Source organism: Thioalkalivibrio sp. HK1 (genome assembly GCA_000583135.1).
GTDB lineage: Bacteria > Pseudomonadota > Gammaproteobacteria > HK1 > HK1 > HK1.
In genome coordinates, this window is sequence record JFBG01000023.1 from 1 (window position 1) to 12,043 (window position 12,043).

At 58.1% G+C, this 12,043-nt stretch carries 10 protein-coding genes; 7 read left to right on the plus strand and 3 right to left on the minus strand.

The window, feature by feature from the left end; genetic code table 11:
* Both BF99_RS23350 and aroE read left to right on the plus strand, forming a co-directional pair.
* Nucleotides 1–1,269: type IIL restriction-modification enzyme MmeI (locus tag BF99_RS23350; RefSeq protein WP_025770399.1), on the plus strand; the 1,269-nt coding region annotated here is incomplete at its 5' end.
* A 90-nt stretch (nucleotides 1,270–1,359) separates the two neighbouring features.
* Nucleotides 1,360–2,262, plus strand: a complete 903-nt coding sequence (gene aroE / locus BF99_RS0107620) for a shikimate dehydrogenase (protein ID WP_051482829.1) — start codon at nucleotides 1,360–1,362, stop codon at nucleotides 2,260–2,262.
* Between the two features lie 342 nt (nucleotides 2,263–2,604).
* Here the strand turns inward: aroE and BF99_RS0107630 are convergent, their stop codons facing one another.
* A complete protein-coding gene (locus BF99_RS0107630) occupies nucleotides 2,605–2,889 on the minus strand; it encodes a hypothetical protein (protein WP_156013215.1) in 285 nt (94 codons plus the stop codon).
* Between the two features lie 169 nt (nucleotides 2,890–3,058).
* Here BF99_RS0107630 and pgi point away from each other — a divergent pair, with 169 nt between their 5' ends.
* Both pgi and BF99_RS0107650 read left to right on the plus strand, forming a co-directional pair.
* A complete protein-coding gene (gene pgi / locus BF99_RS0107640; protein ID WP_197019074.1) occupies nucleotides 3,059–4,801 on the plus strand; it encodes a glucose-6-phosphate isomerase in 1,743 nt (580 codons plus the stop codon).
* A gap of 328 nt (nucleotides 4,802–5,129) precedes the next feature.
* Nucleotides 5,130–5,468 carry an HU family DNA-binding protein gene (locus tag BF99_RS0107650; protein ID WP_025770406.1) on the plus strand — a complete coding sequence of 113 codons (339 nt, stop codon included), beginning with the start codon at nucleotides 5,130–5,132 and terminating at the stop codon, nucleotides 5,466–5,468.
* Between the two features lie 514 nt (nucleotides 5,469–5,982).
* On the opposite strand, the gene dapD is transcribed toward BF99_RS0107650, so the two are convergent.
* Both dapD and queG read right to left on the minus strand, forming a co-directional pair.
* Nucleotides 5,983–6,804: a 2,3,4,5-tetrahydropyridine-2,6-dicarboxylate N-succinyltransferase gene (dapD, locus tag BF99_RS0107660; RefSeq protein ID WP_025770407.1), complete on the minus strand. Its 822-nt coding sequence runs from the start codon at nucleotides 6,802–6,804 to the stop codon at nucleotides 5,983–5,985.
* Nucleotides 6,805–6,942: 138 nt separating this feature from the next.
* The gene (gene queG, locus BF99_RS0107670; RefSeq protein ID WP_373604457.1) at nucleotides 6,943–8,043 is read right to left on the minus strand and encodes a tRNA epoxyqueuosine(34) reductase QueG; all 1,101 of its coding nucleotides are present in this window, start codon (nucleotides 8,041–8,043) and stop codon (nucleotides 6,943–6,945) included.
* A gap of 175 nt (nucleotides 8,044–8,218) precedes the next feature.
* Here queG and leuB point away from each other — a divergent pair, with 175 nt between their 5' ends.
* The 3 genes from leuB (at nucleotide 8,219) to truA (ending at nucleotide 11,673) form a co-directional block, all read left to right on the plus strand.
* The gene (leuB, locus tag BF99_RS0107675; RefSeq protein WP_025770409.1) at nucleotides 8,219–9,301 is read left to right on the plus strand and encodes a 3-isopropylmalate dehydrogenase; all 1,083 of its coding nucleotides are present in this window, start codon (nucleotides 8,219–8,221) and stop codon (nucleotides 9,299–9,301) included.
* Nucleotides 9,302–9,437: 136 nt separating this feature from the next.
* Complete coding sequence (locus tag BF99_RS0107685; RefSeq protein WP_025770410.1) at nucleotides 9,438–10,472, plus strand: aspartate-semialdehyde dehydrogenase; 1,035 nt, start codon at nucleotides 9,438–9,440, stop codon at nucleotides 10,470–10,472.
* Nucleotides 10,473–10,878: 406 nt separating this feature from the next.
* Nucleotides 10,879–11,673, plus strand: a complete 795-nt coding sequence (gene truA / locus BF99_RS0107700) for a tRNA pseudouridine(38-40) synthase TruA (RefSeq protein WP_025770412.1) — start codon at nucleotides 10,879–10,881, stop codon at nucleotides 11,671–11,673.
* Nucleotides 11,674–12,043: the final 370 nt, after the last annotated feature.

The window sequence follows — 12,043 nt, forward strand, 5'->3', positions numbered from 1 at the left end:
GGGGGGGGTACCTTGGATTATGTCGCCGCTTGGTTCATCAAGGCCGGGGAATATAGACAGCAAAGCGATGCCCGGATCGGATTCGTCGCCACCAATTCGATCACGCAAGGCGAGCAGGTGGCGCAGCTGTGGCCGATTCTTTTCGAGCGCCATCGGTTGGAGATCGCCTTTGCCCACCGCACCTTCGCTTGGGGCTCGGATGCCAAAGGCTCAGCTCAGGTCCATGTCGTGATTTTGGGTTTGGATCGTCGAGATCGGGCGCCACACACCAAAGGATCGAAGGAAAAACGCCTCTTCGATTATCCCGATATCAAGGGGCAGCCCCAAGAGAGTCGTCCCAAGGCGATATCGCCTTATCTATTCGATGCCGATGGGTTATCCGATCCATCGATGACGGTACGAGAGGAAAGCAAGCCGATCAATGATTTGAAGCCTCTTCGTTTCGGAAATCAGCCGATCGACGGAGGGCACTATATTTTCGATGAGAAAGAGCGCGATGATTTTTTGAAGGCCGAGCCGGAAGCCGAAGCCTTTTTGCGTCCCTATATCGGCGCTCGGGAATTCTTGCAAGGCGGGCGTCGATGGATTTTGGCTTTGCACGATGCTCCGCCGGAACGATTGGCACGATTGCCGAATGTGAAAAAGAGAATCGCATCGGTGCGATCTTATCGTGAGGCAAGTCGTCGATCGCTAACCCGAGAGTTAGCTTTGTCGCCCACTCGATTTGCATTCCCCACCATCCCCGATAATCCCTATCTATTTATCCCGGGAGTGAGTTCCGAGCGACGAGAATATCTTCCGATCGGTTGGCTCGAACCCCCCATCATCCCGAGCAATGCGGCTCTCGTCTTGGAGGATGCCACCCTCATCGACTTCGCCATGTTGACCTCCGCGATGCATAATACGTGGTTGCGCGGCATCGGTGGGCGATTGGAGAGTCGATATCGCTATTCGGCGGGTTCGGTCTACAACACCTTTCCGATGCCGCCCGAGGATGCCGGGCTCGAAGGGCTGGAGCCTCATGCCCGAGCGATCCTCGATGCGCGGGCCGCCCATCCGGATGCAACCCTGGCCGATCTTTACGATCCCCAAGCGATGCCTTTGGATTTGCGCAAAGCCCATCGGGACTTGGATCGGGCGGTCGATCGGCTTTATCGTCGCCCGGGATTTACCTCTTCTTTTGATCGCCTTCGGCATCTATTCATGCTCTATGACAAGATGCGTTCTCCCTTGGCGGCGAGGATGAAGAGCGCCGGCCGCCGCCGTTGAGCATAATGTGCTCGAAGGCGGGTACCGGATTCGCTATTCGCTGAGAAGTTCCTCCAATCGGGGGAAGCATTGTCAATGCCGGAGGCTTCGATGAATGCGACGATCGCCAACCATCCGACGGTGATTGCCGGTCGCTATGCGGTGATGGGCAATCCGATCGCCCATAGCCGATCGCCCTTTATCCATCGCCTCTTTGCGGCCCAATCGGGATGCGATATCGACTATCGAGCCTTATCGGTGGAACCCGATGGATTGGCGGCCGCCATCGAGACTTTCATATCCGCAGGCGGGCGGGGGCTCAATATCACCCTGCCTTTCAAGGAAGAGGCCTTCGCCCTGTCCTCCAAGCGCACGTCGAGGGCCGAGCGAGCGGGGGCGGTCAACACCCTTTCTTTCGAGGAGGGGGATATCCACGGCGACAATACCGACGGTATCGGCTTGGTGCGAGACCTCGTCGATCGGATCGGTGTAAAGATCGAGGGGGCATCGGTGCTCTTGCTCGGAGCGGGAGGGGCGGCGAGGGGGGCGGTCGGCCCTATTTTGGATCGAAACCCGATACGGTTGACGATCGCCAATCGCAGCGTTGATCGCGCCGTGGCTCTGGCCGATCGCTTCGCAGGTCAATCTTTCGCAAATCAGGGTTCGCCGGTGGATGCGCTTTCGCTCGAGGACCTGTCTCGTCGTTTCGGATCGGGGCCGGGGCGAAAGGAGGGTTTCGATTTGGTGATCAACGCCACCGCGGCAAGCCTCGGCGGTGATTTACCCGCTTTGCCCGATGGCATCATGGGCAAGAATGCGGTGGCCTACGATATGGCCTATTCCTCGAAGCCGACTCCCTTCGTCGAGTGGGGGCAAAGGCAAGGGGCGGCGATCGCCATCGACGGTCTGGGGATGTTGGTGGAGCAGGCTGCGGAATCCTATCGGATATGGCTCGGGATCTCACCGAGAACGAGCGAGGTGATCGAAGAATTGCGGCACCTGCTCGCCGATTGACGCTTTTTCGCCCGCATCGAGGGTACGATCCCCGCCATCTTTTGCCGATGCCCCTTTGGAGGGCATTGCCGATAGTCGATGATCGATCGATGAGATCCTCGTCTGCATCCATTCATTCATCCGACCATCCGACTTCGGTGGATGCGCATTTCGCCCAAGCCTCGCAAAGCGCGGTTTCGGAACCCCGACAAGGCAAAAGAGCCGTCGATATGTCGAGATAATGGAAAAGTCGAGATAATGAACCGGCTTTCGATCGCCGAATTGGAATCGGCGCAGATTCAAAGGCTTGGAAAAAAATCTATGCACATTTTTCATGACGAAAATCAGGCGATCCGGCAGGGATCATCGAAAGGCGGGTCGGCTTGTTCCAGATCTGCGATCGATGCGAGTTTTATTTTCCAAGTCATTGAAATAAAAGAATAAAAAATTCATATCGGAGAATAGGGTTTCAATCGAAGTATCGGGCTTGTCATTCATGGGATAAGGCTTGTTTCTAGCGATGATAGCGATGACGGGATGAATATGCACATGGTTATCCACAGATTGCGTGAGTCGTTCGATGGTCCATGATCTGCCGGTTTTGTCTTGATATCCGCCCTGAAAGGGCGTTCGATCGGCGAATTTCACCCGATCCGATTCAAAATACCGATGGCGAAGGAGAACATCCTTGCCGGTTGCCGAAGGATCGAGATGTGGAAAAGCCGATCCCCTCTTTCGAGAGCGAAAGCCCGATGACAATCGCTCGGTTCGCTCGCTTTTCCCTTGCCCTCGATGCAGCCTCGATGCGGAGGATTCGATGACCCTTTCCGGTGCCGATGCGTTCGATGTCTCGAGACTCGGGATGCGATCCCTTCTCGACAGCGAGATATGGCGCGCTTTGGGCGAGCATCATGCGCTTGTACGCTCCCTTGACTTGCGCACCCTCTTTGCGAATGAATCGGATCGCTTCGATCGCCATTCCCTCGAGGCCTGCGGCATCTTGCTCGATTACTCGAAGAATCGGGTGACATGCGAAACGATGGGCTTGCTTTTTGCGCTCGCCGATGAAAGAGGGGTGCCGGAGCAAGCGCGGGCGATGTTCCAAGGCTCGGCCATCAATCGCAGCGAAGGGCAGGCCGCCTTGCACCCGCTGCTGCGCGATTCGCGCGAGGATCCCTTATGCGAGGTGGATGTATCCATGCGCGCTTGCGTCGAGGGCTCCTTGCAGGCGATGGAGGATTTCTCGCAGGCGGTGCGATCCGGGGCATGGCGGGGTTATCGCGGGGATCCGATCGAGGATATCGTCCATATCGGCATCGGCGGATCGGAGCTCGGTCCGAAAATGGTGTGCCGGGCTTTGGCCCCCCTCGCCGATGGACCCCGGGTACATTTCGTATCCAATATCGACGGGTGGGCGCTGCTTTCGACCTTGGGCCATCTCTCCCCCGCCCGCACCGTCTTCGTGGTCGCATCGAAAACCTTCACCACCCAAGAGACGATGGTCAATGCGCATTCGGCCCGGCGCTGGATCGAGGACTCCTTGGGAAGCGAGGCGGTGGCGCGGCATTTCGTGGCGATAACCGGCGCGCGCCGAAAGGCGCTGGAATTCGGGGTCGATCCGCAAGGAATTTTCGATATCCCCGAATGGGTGGGCGGGCGCTTTTCCCTTTGGTCGAGCGTGGGCTTGCCCGTCGCATTGGCCGTGGGAATGCCTGTTTTCAGAAAATTGCTGGCCGGGGCGCATGCGATGGATCGGCATTTCCTGAGCGCCCCCGGTGATCGGAATATGCCGATCATCCTGGCCCTGATCGGTATTTGGTATATCCACTTCTTCGGATCGCAGACCCATGCCGTGGTGGCCTACGATGAGCGCTTGGATCGATTCGCCGCCCACCTCCAGCAGCTCGATATGGAAAGCAACGGTAAGCGCGTGCGCCAAGATGGAACGAGGGTGGAGCATCCGACGGGGCCGATCGTCTGGGGAGAGCCGGGTACCGGAGGACAGCATGCTTTTTTCCAGCTTCTGCATCAAGGAACGCCCTTGGTTCCGGTGGATTTCATCGTCGCCGCCGCTTGCGATCACTCCTTGTTCGAGCACCATCGCTTGCTGATCGCCAACTGCCTGGCTCAAAGCCAAGCCCTGATGACCGGACGATGCGAGAAAGAATTGCGGGCCGATCTCCTCTCATCGGGCGCCGATCTCGATCGGACAGAAGCCCTCGTCCCCCATCGAGTCACCGAGGGAAATCGCCCTTCGAATACCTTGATGCTCGAACGACTCGATCCCTTTACCTTGGGGGCCCTGATCGCCCTTTACGAGCATAAGGTCTTCGTTCAAGGGGCGATCTGGGGCGTGAATTCCTTCGATCAGTGGGGAGTCGAGCTCGGAAAGAAAGTGGCTGGATCCGTTGCAAACGAGTTGCATTTAGATGTTTCCTCCGAAAAAGCGAAAGCGATTTTCCAAGATCGCGATCGAGCCGATGCCGATCGAGATGCCTCCACCGCAGGCCTGATCCGCGCTTGGAAGGAGCGAGCGGGACGGGCGCGGGGAGATCCTTGAACCCTTGAAATAAAGCATGGGCCGATGGATATCGCCTCCTTGACGGCGATGCCCAAGAACTCGGGTCATCGTCGAATATCGACGCCTCGACGCTCGATGAGGATCACCGAACCCTCGAGGCGATGGATTCTTTTTTTTGCTCTTGGGGTATGGAAAAAAGCGATAAATGATGGTATGGTGCTACATTGTTGCTTTCGTTGATGCAACTGTCCAAGAGTCTTCGATCGCAACAAGATGCCGGCGGCTCGATCTTCGAACGAAGATCTTCGAAGTTCGAATCGTCGATCAAACCCAACACAATCCAACACCGATACCGGGGGAGGGACTTATGGCGAAAACACCGGCACTCAAAGTGCCCCTTACCAAGACTCAGTTGGTTTCCGAAATCGCAACGAATACCGAACTGACCAAGCAGCAGGTAGCCGGCGTAATCGACGAGCTCGGCAATCAGATCAAGCGGCATGTCGAAAAGAAGGGACCTGGGACCTTCACCATGCCGGGCTTGTTGAAGATCAAGACCGTCCGCAAACCGGCGACGAAGGCTCGAAAGGGAGTCAATCCCTTCAACGGAGAACCGATGGAATTCAAAGCCAAGCCGGCGCATACGACGGTCAAGATTCAGCCACTCAAGGGTTTGAAGGAGATGGCCGAACCCCCGAAGTCTTAGTAGAAGCCTCTTGGTATTCGACGATCATCCAAATGATCGTTTATAGGTTCGATACAAGCCCCGCATCAGCGGGGCTTTGTTTTTGGGGATTTCATGGGGAGGGGGGGCTTCAGGACCCAATCTGCCGTTCGATGCCTTCGAAGCGCTGCGCAGATCCCGATAGCACGGCCTGCGGATTTTGGACAAGAGATTTCAGCTCTTTCGTCCAACCTCGTCCAAGCGGATGATTGAGAAGAAAAGGCTATCGGGAATCGGAGCGCAACGATACCGACGGATTTTTATACGGATCCTTGCAAGGATCGATGATCCTTATCCCCGGATGGTCCCTTCGCATAAGGGGCGTAAGCATAAGCACCGGGAAACGCTCCCGGGTGCCTTCCGAGGGCGAGGACGGGTAAGGGGCTCAGGCCTCGCCCTTTGCGCCCGATATCGCCGTCATCGGGATCGAGGGCTTCGTCTTCGTATCTCGTCTGGACGCATCGTCTGGGCGTCTCGTACGTAGGAGCGTTTGGCCCTAGATCATTCTCAACAACTCGTTGATCCCCACCTTCGAGCGGGTGCGCTCGTCGACCCTTTTCACGATCACCGCGCAATAAAGGCTGTGGCTGCCGTCTTTCGCCGGGAGATTGCCGGAGACCACCACCGAGCCTGCCGGGATCCGCCCGAAGGAAACGGTGCCGCTTTCGCGGTCGTAGATGCGGGTGCTTTGACCGATATAGACCCCCATCGAAATCACCGATCCCCGCTCGACGATCACTCCCTCGACGATTTCCGAGCGGGCCCCGATGAAGCACTCGTCCTCGATGATCGTCGGACTCGCCTGCAAGGGTTCGAGCACCCCGCCGATCCCGACGCCGCCCGAGAGGTGAACATTCTTTCCGATCTGAGCGCAGCTCCCGACGGTGGCCCAAGTATCGACCATGGTACCGCTATCGACGAAGGCCCCGATATTGACATAGCTCGGCATCAGCACCGTTCCGGGGGCGATCCATGCGCCGTATCGCGCCACCGCCGGAGGAACCACGCGGACTTGACCCTCCTTGAATTTCTCCTCGGATGCAAGCGCGTATTTGGCGGGAACCTTGTCGAAGTAGCGAGTGAAGCCTCCTTCCATCACATAGCTATCCTCCAGGCGAAAGGAGAGCAGTACCGCTTTTTTCAACCACTCGTTGACGATCCAGCCCTCGGCGGTGGGCTCGGCGACCCTCTCCTTGCCGGCATCGAGACGGGCGATGGCCTCGGCGACGGCGGCCTTGACTTCGGGTTGCACGGAATCGGGCGAGATGCTCTCTCGCTCCTCGAAAGCCTTTTCGATGACTGTCCTGATACCGTTCATTGGATGGGTGGCTCCCTTCGATGGATAAGTCGATCAGTCAGGTGGAAGAAGATGGTCGGCAAAGAAAACGGTGCGTCTTGCCTTGCCGAGGCGATGCGTTTCGTCGATGATCGGATCCGGAATGCTGCCGATGAATCCTCATGCCTGCGGATGGACCGCATGGCGGCCAAGCGCCCAAACGATATGTTCTCGAACCATCGCCGACGGATGATCGAGGCGAGATTCGAGGGCCTTGACAATCCGATCCGATGTGCCGGCGTTGCCCAAGGCCACGGCGATATTGCGTAGCCAACGCTCGTATCCGATCCGGCGCAGAGCCATGCCTTCGGTGCGCCGCTCGTATTCCTTTTCCGACCATGCGAAGAGATCCACAAGACTCGATGCATCCAGCCCGTGGCGGGGTGAAAAGGCATCGATATCTTGGGTGCGGGCGAAGCGATTCCAAGGGCAGACCAACTGGCAGTCGTCGCAGCCGAAGATGCGATTGCCGATCAGCGGCCGCAGATCCGGCGGGATCGATCCCTTGAGCTCGATGGTCAGGTAGGAAATGCATCGGCGCGCATCCAACCTGTAAGGGGCGACGATCGCCCCCGTGGGGCAGGCATCGATACAAGCCCGACAGCGACCGCAATGATCGCTCGCCCTCGTATCGGCCTCCAGCGGAAGATCGGTATAGAGCTCGCCCAAGAAAAACCATGATCCGGCATCGCGGTTGATGAGATTGGTATGCTTGCCGATCCAGCCGAGCCCGGCGTTGCGCGCCAAGGGCTTTTCCATCACCGGAGCGCTATCGGCAAAAGCCCGATAACCGAAGGGACCGACCTCCCCCTCGATATGATCGGCGAGGCGTTGCAAACGCCGCCGGATGAGCTTGTGGTAATCGCGTCCCAAGGCATAGCGGGAGACATAGCCGAGATCCGATCGAGCCAATACCTCTTCGGGGCTTTCGCCTTGCGGGTGCCGATAATCCATGCGTACGCTGATGATGCGACAGGTTCCGGGCACGAGCGCCTCGGGGCGGCTGCGACGCAAGCCGTGCGAGGACATGTATTCGAGTTCGCCGTGGTAGCCCGCGCGAAGCCAAGCGAGCAGCGAGGCTTCGTCATCGGCGAGGTCGCAATCGCTGATCCCGACCTGAGCGAAACCCAGCTCCTTGGCTTTTTGCCGGATCGAGTCTTTGATCGCAGCGGAGTCGATATCGGATCGAGGTGATGGCGGTGCGGCCACGGCGTTATCCAAGCGATATCGCTCGCTCGAAGGGGGTTGCAAGGAGAAGACGGCCCGGCCCTCGGGCGGGTTGCGATCAAGACCAATTGCGATATTGTAAACTCGCAATCGCTTGGACGGCTCGGCTCGTCGATATCGGCCTCGCTCCCTCGTCTTTCCCGATGATTCATAACAAGGTATTTTTTCGATGACAAGCAGGATTTTGCTCCTTCCCGGAGACGGGATCGGACCGGAAATCATCGCCCAGGCTCGCAAGGTGCTTGATGCCTTGTGTTCCCAAGGAGCGCTCGATGCCCGGATCGACGAGGCCTCGATCGGCGGCGATGCGACCGATCGCTTCGGCACCCCCTTGCCCGATGAGACATTGGAATCGGCGAAAGCGGCGGATGCCATCTTGCTCGGTGCGGTCGGGGGGCCGCAATGGGATGGGGTGGAGCGTTCCCTTCGGCCCGAACGAGGCCTTCTAAGGCTACGCTCGGAACTCGGGGTATTCGCCAACCTACGACCGGCGATCGCCTATCCGCAGTTGGTCGGAAGTTCGACCTTGAAGCCGGAGGTGATCCGAGGGCTCGATCTTTTGATCGTGCGCGAGCTGACCGGCGGTATCTATTTCGGCGATCCGCGCGGGATTCGCACCTTGGATGACGGTCGCCGCCAAGGTTTCAATACCCTCGTCTATGCCGAGGACGAGATCGAGCGGGTTTGCCGTGTCGCCTTCGAATCCGCCCGCCGACGCTCGAAGCGGCTGTGCTCGGTCGACAAGGCTAATGTGCTCGAAGTGAGCGAACTGTGGCGCGATGTCGCCGAGACGGTGGCCAAGGACTATCCGGATGTCTTCCTCTCCCACCTCTATGTCGACAATGCCGCGATGCAGTTGGTGCGCGATCCGAAGCAATTCGACGTTATCGTCACCACCAATATGTTCGGTGATATCCTTTCGGACTTGGCATCGATGCTGACCGGCTCCATCGGCATGCTGCCCTCGGCCTCCCTCGATGCCAAGGCCAAGGGGCTTTACGAGCCGATCCACGGCACCGCTCCCGATATCGCAGGCCAAGGGGTTGCCAATCCGCTGGCCACCATTCTCTCGGCGGCGATGATGTTGCGCCACTCGCTGGGATTGCCCGATCTCTCGGATCGGATCGAAGCCGCGGTCGGTCGCGCCCTCGATCGCGGCTTTCGTACCCCCGACATCCACTCGCCCGAGACCACCTTGGTCGATACCGTGCAGATGGGGGATGCGGTGGTCGATGCGCTCACTTCGAACTAGGGCCCCCAGAGAAGGATGGTATGTTTCAAGAGATTGGGGGGATGCGGATAAAAACGCGAGTGAAAATGCGAGAGCATCGAGCGCCCGTAATGGTTTTTCGGGCAGATTTTTTCATGAAACATCAAGGAATCGATGGATGAACGGTTTATTCGATGTGGCGGTGGTCGGGGCGACCGGAGCGGTGGGCAAGGAGATGATCTCGATCCTCCAAGAGCGCGATTTTCCGGTAAGGGATATCTATCCGTTGGCCAGCCCTCGCTCGGCCGGGAGCGAAATCGAGTTTCGGGGAAAGACTCGTACCGTGACTCGTTTGGATGAGTTCGACTTTTCGAAAACGCAGATCGCCCTTTTTTCCGCCGGCGGCAGCGTCTCCGCCGAATATGCCCCGAAGGCCGGCAAAGCCGGATGCGTGGTGATCGATAACAGCTCGCATTTCCGCTACGAGCCCGATATCCCCCTCGTGGTGCCCGAGGTCAATGCCTATACCCTCGATCTGCATACGAAGCGCAACATCATCGCCAATCCGAACTGTTCCACCATTCAGATGGTGGTCGCGCTTTATCCCTTGCATGTCGCTGCCGGGATCGAGCGCATCAATGTCGCCACCTATCAGTCGGTGTCGGGGACCGGTGGCAAGGCGATCGATGCCTTGGAGCGTCAGACCGCGGATTTGATGAACGGCCGGCCCGTCGAGCCCTCGGTCTATCCGAAGCAAATCGCCTTCAACGCCTTGCCCCATATCGATGTCTTCATGGATAACGGATATACCAAGGAAGAGATGAAGATGGTGTGGGAGACTCGCAAGATCATGGGCGACGATTCGATCTTGGTGAACCCCACCGCCGTTCGCATCCCGGTTTTCTACGGTCACTCCGAGGCGGTTCATATCGAAACCGCAAAAAAACTGGGGGTGGACGAGGCCCGCGAAATCCTTCGGGCCGCGCCGGGAGTCGTGGTCATGGACGAGCGGGAAGACGGAGGCTATCCGACGGCGGCGATCGAGTCGGCCGGCAGCGACGAGGTTTTCGTGGGTCGCATCCGCGAGGATATCACCCACCCCAAAGGATTGAATCTGTGGATCGTCTCCGACAATCTGCGCAAAGGGGCGGCCTTGAACAGCGTCCAGATCGCCGAAATTCTGGCCAAGACCCATCTATCCGCAGCGGCATGATCGCTTCGCTTGTTCGTATCGGCTGAGTGATCCGAGGATTTTGCGCCTGCCTGCGAGATCGTCGCCTTTCGATACCTCCTTCGTCGGGTCGTGCAAGCAAGGTTCGAGACGGACCTTGCTTGCATCGATCTCGATCTTTGTCCCTTGGATATCCGGTGGGCTCCGAGCGCTCTGCCGCTCCCTCCGAAATGGCATCGATATCCCTCAAAGAGGGTGCACCTATCGCCGACGATCTCGCTATCGGATGCTCTTGGCCATCGCCCTTTGAAAATCTTCGATGGTCTTCGGATCGTCGAATTCTTTCGTTGGATATCGGCCGATCTCGATCTCATCGAGTCGGCGAAATTATCGAGTCGGTCGATCAAACGATGGGATCTACCAAAAGAACTCGGCGAGATCGCAAGAGATGAGAATCGCCTTGGGTCTTGAATACGACGGCGGTCGCTTTCACGGCTTCGAGCGTCAGGTGGGTCCGCGCACGGTACAAGAGGAGTTGGAAAGGGCGATCGGCAAAGTCGCCGCCACCGAAAATGTACGGGTGATCTGCGCCGGTCGCACCGATGCCGGGGTACACGCCGCTTGGCAAGTGGTGCATTTCGACAGCGATGCCCGGCGCCCGCTCAAGGCTTGGGTCCAAGGCGTCAATCGTTACCTGGCCGACGATGCCGCCGTGCTCTGGGCGCAGCCCGTCAGCGATCGTTTCCACGCCCGTTTTTCCGCCACCGGTCGTCGCTATCGCTACCGCATCCTCAACCGCCCGATTCGCCCCGCCATCGAAGCCGGACGGGTCGCTTGGGAATACCGCCCCTTGGATGCCCGAAGCATGCATCGGGCGGCTCAATCCCTCGTCGGAGAGCACGATTTCACCTCCTTTCGCGCCGCCGGCTGCCAAGCCCGACAACCGGTGCGACGGCTCTATCGGATCGATGTCACCCGAAAAGGGCAATACATCACTATCGATATCCACGCCAACGCCTTTTTACAGCAGATGGTGCGCATCATCGCCGGCACCCTGATCGCGGTGGGCGCCAACGAACGACCCTTGGAATGGCCCGCCTCGCTCCTCGCCGCCCGCGATCGCCGCCTGGCCGGAATAACCGCCCCCCCCGCCGGACTTTGCCTGGTCGGAATCGACTACCCCGCAACCTTCGCCTTACCCGTCCCGACCGCCGATGAAAGGGATGACAATCCGCATTGGTAATTAGTCCCGCTCTATACCCCCGACGATATCCGTTTAGAGAATAGGTAAAGGATTGACCGATGATTGCCGAATTGGATTGCTTGGTAGACGAGGTCGTAGCGCGGCGCAGCAAGCCAATCTACCCATTCCGTCATAAAGCTCTATAAGAAAGCTCTATGATGATATGGAGGATCGAAGTTCTGCATCCATTATCAAATCTTTGAAAATAATCGCCGGCGATGGTCATAAGATCGATCTCGGTTTTGTGCGAACATCTCAGCCTCCGAGTCGGTTGTCTCCTACGATACTATTCCAGTGCAATAGCTGGCTCCTTCATCGAATCTGCAACGCTTGCGATCAGGAATCGATACCCGGACTTGCGTCCGATAAT